The sequence below is a fragment of the Pseudomonas sp. genome (assembly GCF_030684895.1).
GTDB lineage: Bacteria > Pseudomonadota > Gammaproteobacteria > Pseudomonadales > Pseudomonadaceae > Aquipseudomonas.
Genome location: NZ_JAUXXP010000046.1, coordinates 1 through 20736, shown reverse-complemented (window position 1 = coordinate 20736; position 20736 = coordinate 1). Strand labels below are relative to the sequence as shown.

Here is a 20736-nt window from a genome sequence, read left to right as displayed (position 1 = left end):
GAGCTGGCGCAGGACGCTTAACCGAACACAGCAACTGTCTGCCGGCTGATCGCCAACAGCTCACCCGCTGGCGACCACAGCGCCGCCGCAACATGGCCGTAACCATCACGGGCATGTTCGATCTGCGCGCGGTACAAGCACCAGTCCAGAGTACTCAGCTCGCTCATCGGCTGGACGAATTCGATGGTCCAGGTCAGTGAGCTGCCCGGCGCCGGCGCGCTCAGATGCGGCAACACCGCAGGTGGCCAGGCATCGACCAGCGCCAGCAGATGCGCCTCATTGGCTGGCTCGGCCACGCCTTGATCACGCAAGCGCACCCAGCCACCCATATCGCGTGACGGATTGTTGGTAAAAGGCATGCCGCCAAACGCCCAGCGCATGGCCAGGTAACGGGTAAATTCGGGGGTAACGTTGGGGATATACGGCATTTCCTGGCACTCCTCCACCGCCTTGGCCTGCGGCGCGGGATCGGCCTGCACGGCGATGCGCGACTCGCGCCCAGCGCCGAAGCTGCCCTGTACCAGGGTCACCACCTGGCCATTCTGTATTGCCCGGCCCAGCACCTGGCTAACGGCTTTTCCCTCGCGCAGCACTTCCACTTCGAAACTCACCGGAACATCAGGCGCGGCAGGGCCGACAAAGGTAATAGCCAGGGAGCGCGGCGGGCGCCCGCTCGGCACCTGAGCGCGCATGGCTTCATACACCAGTGCGGCGACCAAACCGCCAAAACTGGCGCGGCCCTGCCCCCACTGCGCGGGAATCACTACCGCCTGTGGATTGTCGCGCACCGCCTGGAGTAACTCGGAAAAGCCCATAACCACCTCGAACACTGAAGATGCGGGTGATCTTAGGGCAAAGGCGAGCATGGGTGACACGACATTTCGGCCAAACAAGCCGAAGGTATAACGACCTTTCAGCCAACTCAGCCGCTGGCGTGAGCAAAACCTGCGGTCAATGCCTGCAGGGCCAGATCGGCCTGCTGTTCGGCAGCCTGCAGCGCTGTGCGCCAAGCTGGCACGCACGGCTGCAAATCCGTCTCGGCTTCGGCGCGCAGCAGCCACTGCCAATGGTCGTGCCAATCGCCCAGCGCCGACTGCGCCTGTTTCAGCTGCATACGCATGCGCCCAGACAAGTCGGCAAGCTGCGGATAGGCCTCGGCAGCATAGCGCAGCCGCTTAACCAGCAAACGCAGGCGGTGGCGGTCATGGGCGGGATCAAGCAGCGCCTTGGCCAAGCGCTTGCGGTCTTTGCGCAAGCGCTGCCTGATCAGCTTGTGCAGGCCACGCAGCTGCCCGCTGCTGGCCGCCTGGCGCCACTGCTGCGGCCAGTCATCCAACGCGCTCAGCAGATCTACCAACGGCGTACTGTCCAATAGCTGCAGATAACCCTGCTGTAACAGTGGCTGGCGCGATTGTGCGGCGCTGTCGAGCCCTTGCTGCTGCAGATAGCCCAGCAGCACCTCAAGATCGCGTAGCGGGCCGGTCAAGCGACCCAACTCTGCCGCACGCTGCTGCAAGTCTTCACAGACTGCAACCGAGGACAGCGGCCGCAGCAGACTGCGCAATTGACGCAAGGCGATGCGCAGATCGTGCAAAGCCTCGTCGTCGGTGCTCACCCGCAGCCGTTCACGACAGGCAAACAAGCGCATCTGTATACGCAGTACGTGTCGCGGCACCTCATCAATCAAGCCTTGCATCGCCTCACTCCTGTGAAATCGCTCCCCAGCTTATGCGCTTATTGATTAGCCACAAGTGGCCAATGGTCGCTATGAGTCCAAACGGGTAAAACGCCAAGGCAACGCCCGCCGCAGCGCCTTCAAATGCTGACGCAACTGCAGGGCCGAAGGCGCCTGTCCGGCATAACGCTGCGCCTCGAAGGCCGCTGCAAAATCAGCAATCACCTGAGCCTGCGCGGGCAATAGCAGGCCTGCTCGCGCGGCATAGTCGCGCGGCCCTTCGCCGGGTTTGCGCGGCACGCCGTGGCGCGCCAGCAGCCCCTCGAAACGACGGAACAGCCGCTGCTGCACATCGCGCTCACGCTGCCAGGGTTTAAACAGCCAGAGTGACAGCAGACCGAGCAGCAGCGCCCCGCCGCCGACCAAGCCGATCACCAGCGACTGAGCATCTACCCGCCCCAGCCAGCGCTGGAGAAACTCCAGCTGCTGCTGACTCTGGTAGCCCAACACCCAGCGCTGCCAGCCGTAGTTGACGTTATCCCAGCCCAAGCGCAACTCATTCAGCCAGCTGAGATTGCGGTAGCGCAGCGGGGAAAAGAGTGAGTCCTCTAAAAAGCTCTGCTCATCTGCTAGCGCCTCCTCCAGGCCCATCTCTATTCGCTCAGGAGCCACCTGAAAAGTCGGGTCGACACTGACCCAACCTAGCCCCGCCTGCCAGTACTCAACCCAGGCATGGGCATCAAACTGACGCACCTGCACATAGTTGCCGGACGGGTTGTACTCGCCACCCTGGTAGCCGGCTACTACACGCGCGGGGATACCTGCAGCACGTAGGACATAGGTCATGGCCCCAGCGTAGTGGGCGCAGAAACCTCTGCGGGTCTCAAACAGGAAATCATCAATACTGTTCACCCCCAACCTTGGCGGACGCAGGGTGTAAACAAAGGGCTCACGGTTGAAATGGCTAAGCAGCGCCTGCACTAGTTGCTCGGGTTGCGGATGCTCGCGCTTGAGCTGCTCGGCCCAGGCGCGAGTGCGCGGTTCACCTCGTTGTGGTAACTGCAACGCACGGCGCTGGGTTTCCTGCGGCGGTTTTGACTCACGCAACGCCTGCGGCCAGGAGGTTACCTGATAGATCAACGAGTGATTTACCGGCTGCTGGCGCTGCAGACGGAAATCGCTCATCTGCCGGGTCTGTTCCAGTGGAGTTTCCGCCACATCCAGGGCAAACAGCCAGCGCTGCGCGCTGGGTTGCATAACGATGCTGTAACTCAGTGCTTCACCGCGTTTTTGCCACTCCACACTGGGAGTATGTTGAACGTAGGGTGATTGCGACCAACGCCTCCCATCGAAGTGATCCAAAGTTAGCGCACGCCAGTACAGCTCACTACGCGACGGTGTTTCACCAGTAAAGCTGGCGCGAAACGCCAAAGCGGAAGAGCGACTTAGATTGGCAATATCTGCTGGGGTCATGCTGTCTGAGAGGCCCGTGGTGGCCTTGTCATTGGACATGGGTAATGACCACAACGGGTCCAAACGCGGGAAGAATATAAACAGCAGCAACATCACCGGCAGCGCCTGCAGCAGCATCGTCCCGGCCAGGCGTGCGGTCGGCCAGGGTTGAGTGGCCAGATTGCTCTGTTGCAGACCGACCAGCGCGGCAAGCAAAGCGGTGACCGGCAGCAGGCTGTAGAAGGCCATCAGCATGCTGTCATCGAACAGGTAGGCGGTGACCACAACGAAAAAACCAAGAAAGATCAGCACCAGCGCATCACGTCGCGTACGCATCTCCAGCAACTTGAGCACAAACGCCGCAACCAGCAGCACCACCCCGGCATCCAGACCGATCAGGCTGCCACGGGAAAGAAATACCCCGAGCGCCGCCGCCAGCATCAAACCACCCTTGGCCCAGGCATTCGGGTAGCGCGCACGCATGCGGAAAATCTGGATGCGCCAGGCCGCACTGCCCAGCCACAGGCCGATGATCCACAGCGGTAAATGCGTCAGATGGGGAATGATCACCAGCACCTGCGCCACCAGCAGCCAGGTCAGGCTGATCCGCGGGATCACGGCAACACGGCTCATGGCGCACGCCCGAACAGCGCCAGAGCGCGCAAACAGGCATCGCGGTGCAGTTCGCCGCTATCGGCGCCCAGCACCTGGCCCGGCAGACTCAGGGCAAAGGGTTGCTGACGCTCGGACAGCTGCAGCACCCAGTGACAGAGCAGCGACAGGCGGGTTTCGACATCACCGGGCAGTGCGTCGAAATCCAAATACAGGTCACGCCCAGTGATCGAGGCAAAGTCCTTGACCAGCAAACCCTGGCCACGGGAATAGGCTTTCCAGTGCAGACGACGCTTGGAGTCGCCGGGCTGATACGTCTTCAGCCCCTGATAGTCATCCACACCCTGACCATGGGGCCGACTGCCCTCCTCGTCCTGATCCTCGCTGGTACCGGCGGACAGCGGCAGTTCACCGGGCAAGGGACGTGGATAAACCAGCACGCGCTGATCCAGATCGACCCAGCTCCAGGCCACCAGAATACCCAGCGGAAAACGGCTCTCGACGCGCAGGCGGCCGGGCCGTAGCCAGCCACGCTGCATCACCGGCAGGTTTAACTGGCACTCGCTCACGCCTTCAGCTGGCACATCCAGCGTCTGCAGTTCGGCCGGTGGCCAGCCCAGGCTGACAGCCTGATGGGGCCGCTGGCTGCTTTCCAGGCGCACGCGAAAACCAGCCGGTTCGCCAACAAATACTGCCGGCGCACTGCCGGCCTTGAGGATCAACCCGGCCAGGTTGCGGTAGGTGTGCAAAATGGCGACGACAAACACCGAGGCCAACAGAAAGGTCAGGCCATAGGCCAGGCTGTTCTGGTAATTGATCGCTGCCAGCAGCATCAACAGCAACGCCAGCGCAAAGGCCGCGCCGACCCGGCTGGGGATGATAAAGATTCGCCGCTGGTTCAGGCGCACACTGCTGGCTGGCGGAATACGCCGGGCCAGCCAGCGGTTCCAGCGCGGTCTGAGCTGGGCGATCAAAGCGCCGGCACCTCACGCAGCAACCACTGCACCAGGCTGCCGGCGCCATGCCCGGCGGGGTCGGCGCGCTCGCGCAGACGGTGGCCAACCACCGACGGCAGCACGGCCTGCACATCTTCCGGGATCACATAATCACGCCCGGCGAGGAAGGCCCAGGCCCGCGCCGCCGCCAGCAGCGCCAGACTGGCCCGTGGCGACAGGCCCCAGGCGAACTGCGGCTGGGTGCGGGTAGCATCGACCAGGCGCAACACATAGTCGATAAGGGCATCGCTGGCGCGTACTTTCGGTACTTCGGCCTGCAGCAGAGCCAGTTCTGCATGATCCAGCAGCGCTGGCAGAGTGGGCAGCAAAGAGCGCCGCGAGTCGCCCAGCAGCAAGGCTTTTTCTGCGGCCTTGCCGGGGTAGCCGAGCGACAGGCGCATCAGAAAGCGGTCCAGCTGCGACTCAGGCAAGGCAAAGGTGCCGCCCTGGCTCACGGGGTTCTGCGTGGCAATCACAAAGAAAGGCTCAGGCAATGGCCGGGTAGCACCTTCGATGGTCACCTGGCCCTCTTCCATGGCTTCGAGCAGCGCACTCTGGCTTTTCGGCGTGGCGCGGTTGATCTCATCGGCCAGAACCAGCTCGGCGAAGATCGGCCCGGGATGGAAGATAAATTGCCCGGTATCCTTGTCGAACACCGAGGTGCCGAGGATGTCGCCGGGCAGCAGGTCAGAGGTGAACTGGATGCGCTGAAAACTCAGGCCCAGTACCTTGGCCAGGGCGTGGCTGAGAGTGGTTTTACCCATGCCAGGTAAGTCTTCGATCAGCAGGTGGCCCTGGGCCAACAAACACGTCAACGCCAACCGCACCTGCGGCTCCTTGCCCAGAAGCACGTGATTGACCGTCTGCAGCACAGTTTCCAGTTTGGCGCGCATGTATCACTCCTTTAAGACCGATTGGCGATGCTACTGCGCCGCGTTGCCACGGCATAGCGGCTGGAAACCTTTACTGACGAACTTGTGAGCCATTCAATTGATCCAAGCCAACACCCACCCTTGTTGTGGTGTTTAGGATAGGGGCTGTTCCCGCTTCGTTCGCGATATGACGAAACGGCAGCAACCCCCAATTGCCCGAACAGCGCTGGAGCACATCGAATGCAAGCGCCATCTGGCCATGACTGGCACGCCCTGCCGGCGCAACAAAGCCTGCAGCACCTCAACAGCAGCGCCCAGGGCCTGGACAGTGCCGACGCCGCCCAGCGGCTCAGCGAGCACGGCCCCAACCTACTGCCGCAACAACAGACCAGCGGGCCGCTAAAGCGCTTTGCCCTGCAGTTTCACAACCTGTTGATTTACGTCCTGCTCGGCGCCTGCCTGCTCACCCTGCTGCTGGGCGAATGGCTCGACAGTGCGGTGATCTTTGCCGTGGTGCTGATCAATGCCCTGGTCGGTTTTGTCCAGGAAGGCAAAGCCCAGCACGCCATGCTGGCGATTCAGCAGATGCTCAGCCTGGAAAGCCGGGTGCGCCGCAACGGCCAGGTACACAGCATTGCCGCCGAACAACTGGTGCCCGGCGACTGGGTGCTGTTGGAGGCCGGCGACCGCGTGCCCGCCGACCTGCGCCTGCTGGAAACCCGCGATCTGCGCATTGATGAGGCCGCGCTGACCGGTGAATCCCTGCCCGTGGATAAACACCCTAATGCCGTTGATGCCGCTACCAGCCTCGCCGACCGCCGCTGCATGGCCTACTCCGGCACCCTGGTGAATGCCGGCAGCGCATCAGGCGTGGTGGTGGCCACGGCCAAGCAGACCGAACTGGGCAAGATCAGCCATATGCTGGAAAACGTGGTCAGCCTGCAAACCCCATTGCTGGTCGACATGGCCAAATTTGCCCGCCACCTGACCCTGGGTATTCTGGTTCTGGCGCTGCTGACCTTTGTCTTTGGCGTGCTGCTGCGGGGCTACAGCGCCGAGGACATGCTGCTAGCCGCAGTCAGCCTGGCGGTGGCGGCCATTCCGGAAGGCCTGCCGGCGGTGCTGACGATCATCCTCGCCCTCGGCGTGCAGCGCATGGCCAAACGCCGGGCGATCATTCGCCATCTGCCAGCGGTGGAAAGCCTCGGCGCGGTCACGGTGATCTGCTCAGACAAAACCGGCACCCTGACGCGCAACGAGATGACCGTGCAGCAGGTGTTTACCGCCGCCCACCATTACAGCGTCGATGGCGTCGGTTATGCACCGCAAGGCAGCATTCACTGCGATGACGGCCAGCTGTGCCAACTGGACGCCGCCGATGACCTACGCGAGCTGGCCCGTGCCGGCCTGCTGGCCAATAACGCCAGCCTGCGCAGCGACGAGAACGGCTGGAGCATTAGCGGCGACCCCACCGAAGCCGCCCTGCTGACCCTGGCCGGTAAGATCGGTCTGGAGTTGCAGCACGAAGCGCGCAACCTGCCGCAGGTCGATGCCATCCCCTTCAGCTCAGAACAACGCTGCACCGCCAGCCTGCACCATGACCATGCCCGCCATGGCCTGATCTATATGATCGGCGCGCCAGAACGTGTGCTCGAAGCCTGCAACCGCCAATGGCGTGACGGCCATCCCGAACCGCTCGACCCACGCCACTGGCATCAAGCCCTGGACAGCGGCGCCAGCCAGGGGCTGCGCATGCTCGGCCTGGCCATTCGGCCGCTCGGCGAACCGCAGCAGAGCCTCGACTATCAGGACCTGGACGGCGATTACGTGCTGCTAGGCCTGGTTGGCATGCTCGACCCACCCCGCGAAGAAGCCATTGCCGCCATCGCCGACTGCCACAGCGCCGGCATCGCGGTGAAGATGATCACCGGCGACCATGCCGGCACCGCCAGCGCCATTGCCCAGCGCCTCGGCCTGGGCGATGGCAAACCGCTGACCGGCGCCGATCTCGACAGCCTCAGCGACAGTCAGCTGGATCAGTTGCTACCCACCACCAGCGTATTCGCCCGCACCAGCCCGGCGCACAAACTGCGCCTGGTTGAACGCCTGCAAGCCTGCGGCGCGCGGGTGGCCATGACCGGCGACGGGGTCAACGACGCGCCGGCCCTGAAACGTGCGGATATCGGCATCGCCATGGGTATCAAGGGTACCGAGGCGGCCAAGGAAGCCGCGCAAATGGTCCTGGCCGACGACAACTTCGCCACCATCGCCCATGCAGTCGAGGAAGGTCGCACGGTCTATGACAACCTGAAGAAGACCATCCTGTTTATCCTGCCCACCAATGGCGGCGAAGCGATGATCCTGCTGGCGGCCATCGCCCTGGGCCTGACCTTGCCCATAACTCCTTTGCAGATTCTCTGGATTAATATGATCACCGCCGTGACCCTGGCGCTGGCCCTGGCGTTTGAGCCGGCAGAAGCCGACCTGATGCGCCGCCCGCCACGCGATCCCAAGGTCAATCTGCTCAGCCGGCACCTGCTCTGGCGCGTGCTGTTTATTGGCACGCTGATGACCCTGGCCAGTCTGGGCCTGTTCCTCTACACCCAGATGCTCGGTTGGAGCCTTGAAAGCAGCCGCACCCTGGCGGTCAACGCCGTGGTTGCCTGCGAAATCGGCTACCTGTTCAGCAGCCGGCACCTCGCAGGGCCGGCGAACTTTGGCCTGCGCGACAACCCGATGATCTGGAGCATGGTCGGCCTGCTGCTCAGCCTGCAACTGCTGCTCACCTACTGGCCGGCCATGCAACAGGTCTTCGCCACCGCCGCCCTGCCGGCATTCGCCTGGGGCTGGTGCCTGCTGGTAGCGCTGGGGGTATGCGCCTGTGTTGAAGCGGAGAAGTGGCTGTTGCGCCGACTGCAACGCGCTTAAGGGCGTTGTAGTTCAAAGCGCTGCAGCGTGCGGGTATAACCACTGCCGCCGAGACGACCAATCAGGTCGAGCTGACTGCTGTCGATACGGCCCTGCTCATTGAGCACCGCATCGTCGATATGCGCCAACAGCACTTCGGCGAAGATCAGATGGCAATTGGGCTTATCTGCCGGGTAGGCCTGAATCTGCGCCACCCGGCACTCAAAGGCCACCGCCGCACCGGCCACCCGAGGCGGTGCGACTCGCTGCGAAGGCTGGCTGGCGATGCCGCACTGCTCGAACTCGCTGATGCCGTAGGGCAGCACCGCTGCACTGGCATTCATCGCCTCGGCCTGGGCAAAGGACACCAACTGAATCACCAGCTCGCCGCTGGCTTGCACATTCAGCAGGGTGTCCTTGAGGCCACCATCGGCGCGGTGATTGACGTTGACCATCAAGGTCGGTGGGTCATCGCTGATCACCTGAAAGAAGCTGAACGGCGCCAGGTTGTTAACACCCTCGACCGATTGGCTGGAGACCCAGGCAATCGGTCGTGGGGTGATGGTCGAGGCCAGCCAGCGGTAGCGTTCGAGCGGTTCGAGTGCGCTGAAATCCAGTTGCATTAGCGGCCTGCTCGCGACTCACGGATATAGAAACGGGCCCGTTCGGACTTCGCCGTACAGCCCTTGTAACCCTCGAACTGCTGCTGGGTTTTCGCCGCCGTCAGCAGCGACAACGCCTTGGAGTAACTCACCGTACCGGCAAAGCCCTCAGCCTTGGCCAGGTCCAGCTCGCGCCAGGCAGCGTCCAGCTGATTGGCGCAGCTGTTGCGATAAGCCGTTTTCCCCGCACAACCGCTTAGCACCAACAGCAGCATGGGCAACACGATCCACAGTTTCATCAGGTAACTCCTGCAAATAGACAGACGATTGACTCGGCAGCACAACGCATCGCCGTCAATGTTCGCGATGCATCAATACAGCCAGTAAGACGCGTAGAACAGAGAAAAGTGCCGACACTGCTGAAACCGCTCTAGCCAGCCACAGCGGGTAAACTCGAATGCGCTGGATACTAGCAAATCGCGCCTTGGCGGCGCGCGGCACGGCGCGTATGTTCGCGAGATAAATAGTGATGGGGGACGTCAGGATGAGTAAGCGCATTGCCCTGGTACTGGGCTCCGGTGGTGCGCGCGGTTATGCGCACATCGGCGTGATTGAAGAGTTGGAAGCCCGCGGTTATGAAATCGCCTGCATTGCCGGTTGTTCCATGGGCGCGGTGGTCGGCGGCATCTACGCCGCCGGCAAACTCAATGAATACCGCGAATGGACGCAGAGCCTGGATTATCTGGACGTACTGCGTCTGCTCGATGTGAGCTTTCGCTTAGGGGCGATTCGCGGTGAAAAGGTCTTCGGCAAGATTCGCGAAATAGTCGGCGAAATCAATATTGAAGAGCTACCGATCCCCTTCACCGCCGTGGCCACCGACCTGACCAACCAGCAAGAAATCTGGTTCCAGGAAGGCTGTCTGCACCAGGCCATGCGCGCCTCGGCGGCGATTCCCAGCCTGTTTACCCCAGTGGTGCAAGGCAAGCGCATGCTGGTCGATGGCGGCCTGCTTAACCCTTTGCCCATCGTCCCGGTGGTGTCTGCGCACTGCGACCTGATTATCGCGGTCAACCTCAACTCGGCCCATCAGCAGCACTACGAGCTGCCGATTATCGAACGCGCGCCGGCGCTCAAGGGCCGTTTCGACCTGCTGATGAGTTCACTCGGCTCGCGCCTGCCCTCGTTCAAACGCAAACCTGGGGAAGACGACGAACTGCTTCTGCTGGAAGACCAGAGCCATGCAGTCCAGCCTGAAGCCATCAACCCCTGGCAGCAGAACGCTCGCGGCAGCCTGGACAAACCCGCCGCGCCGAAATCGGCCAGCGGCTCGCGAGTCGCCGACCTCAGCGGCCCCGCCTCGCTGCTGGAGCTGATCAACCAGAGCTTCGAAGTGATGCAAACCTCTCTGGCCCAGTACAAGATCGCCGGCTACCCGCCGGATATCCTGATCAACGTGCCCAAGCGGGTGTGCCGTTTCTTCGAGTTCTACAAGGCGCCGGAGCTGATCATGCTCGGCCGGCAGATCGCCAGCGATACCCTGGATAAGTACGAGCGTGGCGACCGCTAGGCTTCACGCAAGCGATAGCCAACGCCGGCTTCGGTGACGATAAAACGCGGCGCGGTGGGGTCGTCGCCGAGTTTCTGCCGTAAGTGACCGACCACCACGCGCAGATAGTGGCTGTCCTCGCCGTGGGTTGGGCCCCAGATGTCTTTGAGCAGTTGCTGCTGGGTCACCACTCGGCCGATGTGTTTGGCCAGTTGCGCCAGCACCGCATATTCCTTACGGGTCAGGCTGACTTCAACACCATCGAGGCTGACTCGGCGGTAGGCGAAATCCACCTGCAGCGGGCCGCTGCTGACCGCCGCGCTGGCCTGCTCCACACCGCCGGCCAGGCGCAGCAACACGCGCACGCGGGCGAGGAATTCCTGAATACCGAACGGTTTGGTCACGTAGTCATTCGCGCCGCCATCCAGCGCCAGGACCTTTTCGCCCTCGCTGGCGCGCACCGAGAGCACCAGTACCGGCACCTGCGACCAGGCGCGCAGCTCGCGCAGCACCTGCTGGCCGTCCATATCCGGCAGGCCGAGGTCGAGCACCACCAGATCCGGCTTGCCCAAGGCGGCCTGGGCCAGACCTTCCTGCCCCGTAGCGCCTTCCAGCACCTTGTAGCCCTGGGCCGTAAGGCTGATGCGCAGAAACTTGCGAATCTGCGCTTCATCGTCGATGACCAGAATGGTCGCGGAGTTTTGGCTCATCGGCTATCCATCACTGTTCGTCTTCCATCTGTGGCTGCGTGTGCAACGGCAGGTGCAGGGTCAGGCTTGCACCCAGGCCATCCAGCCCTTCGCCCACCGTCACTCGGCCACCATGTGCGCCGAGCATCCCCTGGCAGATCGCCAGGCCCAGACCAGTGCCCTGGCCACCGCGATCACCACGGGCGGCGGTGTAGAACATATCGAAAATCTTCGTGCGCTCGTGTTCGGGAATACCCGGCCCCTGGTCACTGACAATAAAGCGCAGCTCTGCGGCATCCGCCTCGATGGCCACCCGTAAACGGCCCTGGGGCGGGGAAAAGCGCGCGGCATTCTCCAGCACATTGACCAACGCCTGCTCAATCAACGCGGCATGCACATAGAGTAGCGGCAACTCTTGCGGCACCTGTATTTCCAGCTGCAACGCGGACAATACCGGGCGCAGCCGCTGGGTCGCACTGGCGACAACATCCGCCGGCGCCACCCAATCCCGCTCCAACTTCAAACCGCCGTGGCCCAGGCGGGTCATGTCCAGCAGGTTCTGGATATAGCGATCGAGGCGTTCTGCCTCATCGCGGGTGCCTTCCAGCAGCTCGCGGCGATCCGCCAGGGGAATCTGCTCGCCAAGCGCCAGCAGGCTGTCGATTGAGCCGCGCATGGCGGTCAGCGGTGTGCGCAGGTCATGGGAGACCGAGGCCAGCAGCGCGCTGCGCAGCTCCTCGGTTTGCCCATGCAGGCGCGCGGCCTCCAGATCCTCGGCCAGCTGCGCGCGTTCCAGGGCCTGGGCCAAGGGTTGGCCCAGCGCCGTGAGCAGACGCCGTCGTTCGGCAGGTAAGCTCCTGCCGTCCTTGGGGCTGATACCGAGCAGCAACAACGGCCCTTCTTCGCCGGATAGCGGCAACCACCACCAGCGCCCGTCCGGCAAGGTGCCGGTACCCAACCCAGCCGGCTGATCGTGCTGCCAGGACCAATCCGCCGCCGCGCGTTCCAGATCAGTGAGCAGGCGCTGCGCCCCCGCCTCCACCTTCCACAGCGCATCCGGGCTACGCGACAGCAAGCTGACCTCGACGTCCTGCCACAGGCCCAGCTGCTGCATGGCCGCAGCCAGCACCGCCTGACGGTCAGTGGCCGCTGTCAGTTTGCGCGACAGTTCCAGCAGTGCGCTGGTTTCCCGCTGCGTCTCACGCAGGGCCTGCAGTTGCTGGCGCTGGCGGCTGGCCAGATTGCCGGTCAGCCCGGCCATCAGCAGAAAGAACAACAGGGTCAGCACATCCTGCTGACGGTCGATGGTCAGGGTCAGAGTCGGCGGGATAAACAGAAAGTTGTATGCCAGAAACGAAAGCCCGGCGCACGCCATGGCCGGGCCCAGGCTGCTACGCACCGCCACCACCAATACCGCTGCCAGCAGGATCAACGAAATATTCGGCAGTTCCAGCACGCGGGATAAGCCCAGCGCCACGGCTGAGGCCAGCAGCGTAGCTATCAGCGCCAGAAGGTAGTCACGCCAGACCACCGGCTGGCGCCGCCGCGACAGCGCTGGGGCATGACTCGCCTCAGTATCCAGCACGCTGATTTCCAGGCCCTGCCCGTGCTGCAGCAGACGCTCTGCCAGGCCCCGGCCAAGGCGCCAGATACGCCGCAGCCGTTGCCGGCTGCGGCCAACCAGAATCAGGCTGGCGCGCCGTTCGCGGGCATGCTCGATCAGGGTTTTCGCCACCTCGCCGCCGCGCAGGCTGACCACCTCGCCGCCCAGACGTTCGGCCAATTGCTGCGCGCCTTGCAGGTAGCTCAAGCGGGTTTCGTCACGCTCACCGCCGGTGTCCACATACACGACCGACCAGGGCAGATGACGGCGCTCGGCCACCCGGCAGGCATGCCGTACCAGGCGCTCGGCCTGGGCATCGCCGTCGATGCCGACCAGCAGGCGGCCACGCAGCGCAGGCGCTTGCTGGCCCTGCTGGCGGTAGCGCCGGCTGAGGTCCGCATCGACCCGCGCCGCAGCAGTCTGCATCGCCAGTTCGCGCAACGCCGTGAGGTTGGTCTGACTGAAAAACGCATCGATGGCGGCGCGCGCCTGTTCCGGCACGTACACCTTGCCCTCACGCAGACGCTCCAGCAGCTCGCGCGGCGGCAGGTCGATCAGCAGAATCTCGTCGGCTTCCTGCAGCACCCAGTCCGGCAAGGTTTCGCGCACCTGCACGCCGGTGATATCACGCACCTGATCATTCAGCGCTTCGAGGTGCTGGACGTTGACCGTGGTGTACACATCGATGCCGGCATCTAGCAGCTCCTGCACATCCTGCCAGCGCTTGCTGTGGCGGCTGCCGGGGGCATTGCTGTGGGCCAGCTCATCGACCAACAGCAGCTTTGGCGGCTTGGCCAGAATGCCGTCAAGGTCCATCTCGCTCAGCGCCACGCCACGGTATTCCAGACGCTGCTGCGGTTGTTGTGGCAAGCCGGTAAGCATCGCCTCGGTTTCCGCGCGGCCATGGGTTTCCACCACGCCCACGCGCAGGTCGACGCCCTGGCGCAACTGCGCCTGCGCCGCCTGCAACATGGCGTAGGTCTTGCCCACGCCAGGTGCCGCACCGAGAAAGACCTTTAACCGGCCACGCCCTTCTCGCGGCATCTCATCGAGCAGGGCATCGGCGCGTACAGCATCACTCATGCAGGTTACTCAGCTTTGGCGGGAGGCGAATTGTCGGCCAGCGCCAGGTTAAGCGCCAGCACGTTGACCACTGCCGGGCCAACCAGTGGCCTTTCCACATGCTGTTCAATCAGCCGTTGCAGGCTGACTGGGGCAATGCCACGGGCCGCAGCAATACGTGCCACCTGATAACGGGCGGCCTCGGGTGACAGATGCGGGTCGAGACCGCTGCCGGAGGTGGTCACCAGTTGCATGGGCACTGCGCCCTGGCCTTCAGCCTGCAAGCGCTGAGCATCTGCAGCGATACGCTCGGCCAACGCCGGGTTGCTCGGTGCCAGGTTGCTCGCACCGCTGGCTACGGTGGCGTAATCACCGGCCGATAGGCGCGGCTGAAACCACTGCGCGCCCTCGAAAGGTTGTGCCAGTAACGCACTGCCGAGCACCTCACCTTGTTGATTACGTAACAGGCTGCCACCCGCCTGCGCCGGGAACGCCAGCTGTGCCACACCGGTAACGGTCAGCGGATAGACCACGCCGGTGACCAGGGTCATAAACGCCAGCACGCTAATGGCTGGGCGGAGTTGTTTGAGCATGATAAATCTCCAGATTTGGTGTAGCCCGGATGTAATCCGGGGACGGGATCTCCCGGATTGCATCCGGGCTACGGATTACGGGTGCTTAAACGAGGCCGACGGCCACCAACAGCAGGTCAATCAGCTTGATCCCGACAAAGGGCGCCAGCAGGCCGCCCAGGCCGTAGATCAACAGGTTGCGCCGTAGCAGGCTGGCGGCATCGGCGGCTTTTACCCGCACCCCGCGCAGGGCCAGCGGAATCAGCGCGACGATGATCAGCGCGTTAAACACAATCGCCGAGAGAATCGCGCTCTGCGGGCTGTGCAGCTGCATCAGGTTGAGCGCGCCAAGCTGCGGGTAGATGCCGGCAAACAGCGCCGGAAGAATGGCGAAGTACTTGGCCACATCGTTGGCCACCGAGAAGGTGGTCAGCGCGCCACGGGTCACCAGCAGCTCTTTGCCTACCTGCACCACGTCGAGCAACTTGGTCGGATCACTGTCCAAGTCGACCAGATTCGCCGCCTCTCGCGCCGCCTGGGTGCCGTCGTTCATCGCCAGGCCCACATCGGCCTGGGCCAGCGCCGGGGCGTCGTTGGCACCGTCACCGCACATGGCGACCATCTTGCCTTCGGCCTGCTCACTGCGGATGCGTTGCAGCTTCTTCTCTGGCGTGGCTTCGGCGATCACATCATCCACGCCCGCTTCAGCGGCGATGGCGGCGGCGGTCAGCGGGTTGTCGCCGGTCACCATCACGGTGCGGATGCCCATGGCGCGCAGCTCGGCAAAGCGTTCACGGATACCCGGTTTGACCACGTCCTTGAGGTGAATGGCGCCGAGCAACTGACCGTCACCGGCTACCAGCAAGGGAGTACCGCCGCTCTGGGCGATCTTTTCGATTTCACGGGCCAATACCGGCGGCACGTCGCTGCGCTGGATACCCAGATACAGCAGCACCGCATCCACTGCACCCTTGCGGTAACTGTGGCCGTTGTAGTCGGCGCCGGAGAGGCGCGTCTCGGCACTGAAGGCAATCGATTTGATCGCACTGCGCTCAGGCTCAACCATGCTATTCAGCGCACGCAGGTATTCGACAATCGACTTGCCTTCGGCAGTGTCATCCGCCAGCGAAGCCAACAATGCGGCATCGCTGAGCAGCTTGCCGGAGACCCCTGGCGCCTTGTACAGCGCGCTGCACCGGCGGTTACCGAAGGTGATGGTGCCGGTTTTGTCGAGCAGCAGCACATGCACATCCCCCGCTGCTTCCACCGCGCGGCCGGACTTGGCGATCACATTCAGGCGCACCAGGCGATCCATGCCGGCGATGCCGATGGCCGAGAGCAAGCCGCCGATGGTGGTCGGAATCAACGTCACCAGCAGCGCCACCAAGTACACCAGCGGCAGATCGCCGCCAGAGTAACGAGCGAAGGGCTGCAGCGTCGCCACCACCAGCAGGAAGATCAAAGTCAGGCCGATCAGCAGAATATCCAGCGCCACTTCGTTGGGCGTCTTCTGCCGCTTGGCGCCTTCGACCAGGGCGATCATCCGGTCCAGGGTCGACTCGCCGGGGTTGGCAGTGATCTGTACCAGCAGCCAGTCGGAGACCACCCGGGTGTTGCCGGTAACGGCCGAACGGTCGCCACCGGACTCGCGGATTACCGGCGCGGATTCGCCGGTAATCGCCGCTTCGTTGACTGCGGCGATGCCTTCGACGACTTCGCCATCACCAGGGATCAGCTCGCCGGCCTCGACCCGCACGATATCGCCCCGGCGCAGGCTGCTGGCTGCCACGGTCTCGAACTGCTGACCCTTCTTACGCCGCGCATTCAGCCCCTGACTGCCGGCTTTGAGGCTGTCAGCGCGAGCTTTGCCACGGCCTTCAGCCAGCGCTTCGGCGAAGTTGGCAAACAGCACGGTAAACCACAGCCACAGGGCAATCTGCACGGCCAGGCCAGTGGAGACCTGAGGGTTGGGGATAAAGCACAGCACGGTGGTCACCACCGCTGTGAGTTCAACCACCAGCATCACCGGCGAGCGCAGCAGCTGGCGCGGATCAAGCTTGACGAAAGCCTGGCGCAGCGCCGGCTTCCACAAGGCGGCGAGCGAGGTTTTCGGGTGTTGCTGGGCGCTGTTCAGCGCAGGTTCAGTACGGGCATTCATCATGGTTCTCCCTTAGAAGCCCTGGAATAGAGTCAGGTGCTCGGCAATCGGGCCCAGGGCCAGTGCCGGCAGGAAGGTCAGACCGCCGATCAGTACAACGGTCAGGGTCAGCAGGGTGACAAACAGCGGGCCGTGAGTCGGGAAGCTGTTGCTGCCCACCGGCGAGCGTTTCTTCGCCGCCAGGCTGCCAGCAATCGCCAGAATCGGCAGGATGTAACCGAAGCGCCCAAGCAGCATGGCCAGGCCAATCATCAGGTTGTGGTACGGGGTGCCCGCGCCAAAGCCGGCAAAAGCTGAACCGTTGTTGCCGGTGCCCGAGGTGTAGGCATAGAGAACCTGGCTAAGGCCATGCGCACCTGGGTTGGTGATGGATTCAGCAGGTCCTGGCAGAGTGGCCGCAAGGGCGCCCAGAACCAGCACACCAAGCGGCATCACCAGCAAGGTGGCCACCAGCAGGCGTACTTCGCGCGCCTCAAGCTTCTTGCCGAGGTATTCCGGGGTGCGGCCGATCATCAAGCCGGCAAGGAACACCGCGATCAGCACAAACAACAGCATGCCGTAGAGGCCAGCACCGACACCGCCGAAGATCACCTCGCCAAGCATCATGTTGAACAGCGGAATCATCCCGCCCAGTGCACTGAAGCTGTCGTGCATCGCATTGACCGAGCCGTTGGAGGCGGCCGTGGTGGTCACAGCCCACAGCGCCGAGGCCGTGGTGCCGAAGCGGCTTTCCTTACCTTCCAGCGAACCGCTTTGCTCAATCGGCAAGCCAGCCAGCGCCGGGTTCGGCTGATGCTCGGCATACAGGGTGCCGCCCAGACCAATGCTGAACAGAATCAGCATGCAGGCCAGCAGCGCGCGGCTCTGGCGCAGGTCTTTGACGTAATGGCCAAAGGTGAACAGCAGCGCAGCGGGAATCAGGATGATCGAGGCCACCTCGAACAGGTTGCTCCAGGCCGTGGGGTTCTCGAACGGATGCGCCGAGTTGACGCCGAAGAAACCGCCGCCGTTGGTGCCTAGCTGCTTGATGGCAATCTGGCTGGCTGCAGGACCCAGCGGCACAACCTGATCGGTGCCGCCGATGGTGTGCGCAGTGACGTATTCGAGGAAGGTTTGTGGCACGCCCTGCCACACCAGAAACAGCGCCAGAACCAGGCAGAACGGCAGCAGGCCGTAGAGCGTGGCGCGGGTCAGGTCGACCCAGAAGTTGCCGACGCTATTGCTCGAACGCCGGGCGATGCCGCGGCAAAACACCACCAGCACGGCCAGACCGACTGCCGGGCTGACGAAGTTCTGCACGCCCAGGCCAACCATCTGGCTGAAGTAGCTCATCTGCGCTTCGCCGCTATACGCCTGCCAATTGGTATTGGTGACAAAGCTCACGGCGGTGTTGAACGCCAGCGTCCACTCCAACCCGGGCAATTGCTGCGGGTTGAGCGGCAAACTGCCTTGCAGCATCAGAATGGCGAACAGCGTCAGCAGGCTGATCAGGGTGAAGGCCAACAACGCCAGGCTGTAGGTTTTCCAGTCCTGCTCGCGGTTGCTATCGACCCCGGCAAGCCGGTAGCACAGCCGCTCGACCGGCTGCAGCACAGGGCTGAGCCAGGTTTTTTCGCCTTCCATCACGCGGTACAGGTAACGCCCGATAAAGGGCGCCGGCAGCAGAACCAGGACGAAGAACGCCAGGATCAACGTGAAATCGTAACTGTGCATATGCACCCCTACGCCTGATCAGCGCGCAGCAGCGCAACCAACAAATAGATGAAAAGTCCCAAGGCCAGGCCTAGGGACACCCCGTCGAGAATGCTCATGTGTTTGCTCCTTGTTACGGTGGCTACCGCGTAGGGCAAATTGTCGGCAACCAGGGCGTAAAGGAACGAGTGCGGGCGATGCCTCAAGGCATAAAGAAAGCGTAAAGATCGCCGGATGCGGGCCAACAAAAAGGCTTTGTACCCATTGCGTGTTGCGAGGCGATAAGGCGTAGGTTAGCGCTGAGCGCAGCGAAGCCCAACAAATCACAACATGCCTCGTTGGGCTTCGCCACGCTGCTCCTCAACTCAACTGTTCTTTAGCACAAAAAAATGCCACTTCCCTGGCAACGCAGAAGCGGCATTTTTCTTATATGAGCAGCATTACGCTCAAAAGCAGCCTTTTCAGTCCAGCAACTGAGCTAGTCAGCCAAACGCCAGGTGGTCGCACCCTTGCCATCTTCCAGCACCACGCCCATGGCGGTGAGCTGGTCGCGGATACGGTCGGACTCGCCCCAGTTCTTCTCAGCGCGAGCCTGCAGACGTGCGGCGATCAAGGCTTCAACCTCGGCAGCATCAACCTTGCCGGCGGCACCGGCCTGCAGGAAAGCCTCGGGCTCCAGCTGCAGCACACCCAGCACTCCAGCCAGTTCCTTCAAGCGCGCTGCCAAGCCGGCTGCGGCCTGCACATCGTTTTCACGCAGGCGATTGATCTCGCGGGCCAGCTCGAACAACACGGCGCAGGCTTCCGGCGAGTTGAAGTCGTCATCCATGGCCGTGGCGAAGCGCTCGACAAAGGCTTCACCGCCTGATGGTGCAGTATCGGGCAGGCCCTTGAGCGCGTTGTAGAAACGCTCCAGCGCACCCTTGGCTTCGCGCAGGCTGTCTTCGGAGTAGTTGATCGGGCTGCGGTAATGGCTGGACACCAGCAGGTAGCGCACCACTTCCGGGTGATACTTCTCCAGCACTTCACGGATGGTGAAGAAGTTGCCCAGGGATTTGGACATCTTCTCGCCATCCACGCGCACCGCCCCGGCGTGCATCCAGGCGTTGGCGTAAAGCTTGCCAGTGGCCGCCTCGCTCTGTGCGATCTCGTTTTCGTGGTGCGGGAACACCAGATCAGGACCGCCGCCATGGATATCGAAGGTCTCGCCCAGGCAGCAGGTGGACATTACCGAGCACTCGATATGCCAGCCTGGACGGCCCGCGCCCCAGGGCGATTCCCAGCTCGGCTCGCCCGGTTTGACGCCCTTCCACAGCACGAAATCCAGAGGGTCCTGCTTGGCTTCGTCCACTTCAATGCGTGCGCCGATCTTCAGGTCTTCAATCTTCTTGCGCGACAACTTGCCGTAACCGACAAACTTGCCAACGCGGTAGTACACGTCACCATTGCCAGGTGCATAGGCAAAGCCCTTGTCGATCAGGGTCTGGATCATCTGATGCATACCGGCGATATGCCCGGTGGCACGTGGCTCCTGATCCGGACGCAGGACATTCAGGCGCGCCTCGTCTTCGTGCATGGCCGCGATCATGCGCTCGACCAGCGCCTCAAACGGCTCGCCGTTGTCATTGGCGCGTTTGATGATCTTGTCGTCGATGTCGGTGATATTGCGCACGTAGGTCACCTCATAGCCGCGATGACGCAGCCAGCGAGTCACCACATCGAACGCCACCATCACCCGCGCATGACCGATATGACAGAAGTCGTAAACCGTCATGCCGCACACATACATGCGCACCTGGTTACCCACCAGCGGTTTGAAAACATCTTTGCTTTTGGTCAGCGTGTTGTAGATCGAGAGCATCGGGGTTCCTTGGAAAACCACGGGCCAGCGCACTGGCCCGGTCTATGGCACGTTCGGCTTGATTAAGCCCAGGAATCGCGCAGCGTTACGGTACGGTTGAAGACGGGCGCACCCGGCTTGCTGTCCTTGATGTCGGCGCAGAAGTAGCCTTCGCGCTCGAACTGGAAGCGTTCTTCTGGCGCGGCTTCGGCCAGGGATGGCTCGGCGCGACAGCCCTTGAGCACCACCAGCGAATCCGGGTTGATGTTATCGAGGAAGCTGCCGCCCTCTTCGTCTTTCTCCGGGTTGGCAGAGCGGAACAGGCGGTCGTACAGGCGCACTTCGCACTCAACGCTTTCAGCCGCTGGCACCCAGTGGATCACGCCCTTGACCTTGCGGCCTTCGGGGTTCTTGCCCAGGGTGTTTTCGTCGTAGCTGCAACGCAGCTCGACGATT

Annotated in this window: 16 protein-coding genes and 1 pseudogene; 2 read left to right on the top strand and 15 right to left on the bottom strand. The window is 62.9% G+C overall.

The features are described from left to right. Positions 1–17: 17 nt before the first annotated feature. The 5 genes from Q8M42_RS09350 to Q8M42_RS09330 all read right to left on the bottom strand — a co-directional run bounded on the left by Q8M42_RS09350 (position 18) and on the right by Q8M42_RS09330 (position 5627). Entirely contained in the window at positions 18–815 is a 798-nt protein-coding gene (locus tag Q8M42_RS09350; RefSeq protein ID WP_304863754.1) for an acyl-CoA thioesterase II, read from the bottom strand. Positions 816–922: 107 nt separating this feature from the next. Then, positions 923–1696 carry a CHAD domain-containing protein gene (locus Q8M42_RS09345; protein WP_304863708.1) on the bottom strand — a complete coding sequence of 258 codons (774 nt, stop codon included), beginning with the start codon at positions 1694–1696 and terminating at the stop codon, positions 923–925. Between the two features lie 69 nt (positions 1697–1765). After that, entirely contained in the window at positions 1766–3760 is a 1995-nt protein-coding gene (locus tag Q8M42_RS09340; protein ID WP_304863711.1) for a DUF3488 and transglutaminase-like domain-containing protein, read from the bottom strand. After that, positions 3757–4713, bottom strand: coding sequence for a DUF58 domain-containing protein (locus Q8M42_RS09335; RefSeq protein ID WP_304863713.1), 957 nt, complete (start codon positions 4711–4713; stop codon positions 3757–3759). Before Q8M42_RS09335 ends, Q8M42_RS09340 begins: the two co-directional genes overlap by 4 nt. Then, entirely contained in the window at positions 4710–5627 is a 918-nt protein-coding gene (locus Q8M42_RS09330) for a MoxR family ATPase (protein ID WP_304863715.1), read from the bottom strand. Before Q8M42_RS09330 ends, Q8M42_RS09335 begins: the two co-directional genes overlap by 4 nt. A gap of 219 nt (positions 5628–5846) precedes the next feature. On the opposite strand from Q8M42_RS09330, the gene Q8M42_RS09325 reads away from it, so the two are divergent. Further along, positions 5847–8534, top strand: coding sequence for a cation-transporting P-type ATPase (locus Q8M42_RS09325; RefSeq protein ID WP_304863718.1), 2688 nt, complete (start codon positions 5847–5849; stop codon positions 8532–8534). Here Q8M42_RS09325 and Q8M42_RS09320 read toward each other — a convergent pair. Both Q8M42_RS09320 and Q8M42_RS09315 read right to left on the bottom strand, forming a co-directional pair. After that, the gene (locus tag Q8M42_RS09320) at positions 8531–9136 is read right to left on the bottom strand and encodes a flavin reductase family protein (RefSeq protein WP_304863720.1); all 606 of its coding nucleotides are present in this window, start codon (positions 9134–9136) and stop codon (positions 8531–8533) included. The two genes, Q8M42_RS09325 and Q8M42_RS09320, sit on opposite strands and share 4 nt — an antisense overlap. Then, the gene (locus tag Q8M42_RS09315) at positions 9136–9414 is read right to left on the bottom strand and encodes a hypothetical protein (protein WP_090386246.1); all 279 of its coding nucleotides are present in this window, start codon (positions 9412–9414) and stop codon (positions 9136–9138) included. The genes Q8M42_RS09320 and Q8M42_RS09315 overlap by 1 nt, the downstream gene beginning before the upstream one ends. Before the next feature lie 245 nt (positions 9415–9659). Here Q8M42_RS09315 and Q8M42_RS09310 point away from each other — a divergent pair, with 245 nt between their 5' ends. Next, positions 9660–10685 carry a patatin-like phospholipase family protein gene (locus tag Q8M42_RS09310; RefSeq protein WP_275962829.1) on the top strand — a complete coding sequence of 342 codons (1026 nt, stop codon included), beginning with the start codon at positions 9660–9662 and terminating at the stop codon, positions 10683–10685. Here the strand turns inward: Q8M42_RS09310 and Q8M42_RS09305 are convergent. The 8 genes and pseudogenes from Q8M42_RS09305 to Q8M42_RS09270 form a co-directional block, all read right to left on the bottom strand. Further along, positions 10682–11374 carry a response regulator gene (locus Q8M42_RS09305; RefSeq protein ID WP_304863726.1) on the bottom strand — a complete coding sequence of 231 codons (693 nt, stop codon included), beginning with the start codon at positions 11372–11374 and terminating at the stop codon, positions 10682–10684. The two genes, Q8M42_RS09310 and Q8M42_RS09305, sit on opposite strands and share 4 nt — an antisense overlap. Positions 11375–11384: 10 nt before the next feature. After that, entirely contained in the window at positions 11385–14039 is a 2655-nt protein-coding gene (locus Q8M42_RS09300; protein WP_304863728.1) for a sensor histidine kinase KdpD, read from the bottom strand. A gap of 5 nt (positions 14040–14044) precedes the next feature. Further along, complete coding sequence (kdpC, locus tag Q8M42_RS09295; RefSeq protein ID WP_304863731.1) at positions 14045–14611, bottom strand: potassium-transporting ATPase subunit KdpC; 567 nt, start codon at positions 14609–14611, stop codon at positions 14045–14047. Positions 14612–14696: 85 nt separating this feature from the next. After that, the gene (gene kdpB / locus Q8M42_RS09290) at positions 14697–16748 is read right to left on the bottom strand and encodes a potassium-transporting ATPase subunit KdpB (RefSeq protein WP_304863733.1); all 2052 of its coding nucleotides are present in this window, start codon (positions 16746–16748) and stop codon (positions 14697–14699) included. 12 nt (positions 16749–16760) lie between these two features. Next, on the bottom strand, positions 16761–18461 hold the full coding sequence (gene kdpA, locus Q8M42_RS09285) for a potassium-transporting ATPase subunit KdpA (protein WP_304867770.1): 1701 nt from the start codon (positions 18459–18461) through the stop codon (positions 16761–16763). 8 nt (positions 18462–18469) lie between these two features. Beyond that, positions 18470–18559 (bottom strand): K(+)-transporting ATPase subunit F, encoded by a 90-nt coding sequence (gene kdpF / locus Q8M42_RS09280; RefSeq protein WP_090253391.1) that lies wholly within the window; start codon positions 18557–18559, stop codon positions 18470–18472. A 359-nt stretch (positions 18560–18918) separates the two neighbouring features. Then, the gene (gene cysS / locus Q8M42_RS09275; protein WP_304867766.1) at positions 18919–20301 is read right to left on the bottom strand and encodes a cysteine--tRNA ligase; all 1383 of its coding nucleotides are present in this window, start codon (positions 20299–20301) and stop codon (positions 18919–18921) included. A 62-nt stretch (positions 20302–20363) separates the two neighbouring features. Further along, positions 20364–20736: pseudogene (locus Q8M42_RS09270) on the bottom strand (glutamine--tRNA ligase); the annotation flags it as partial.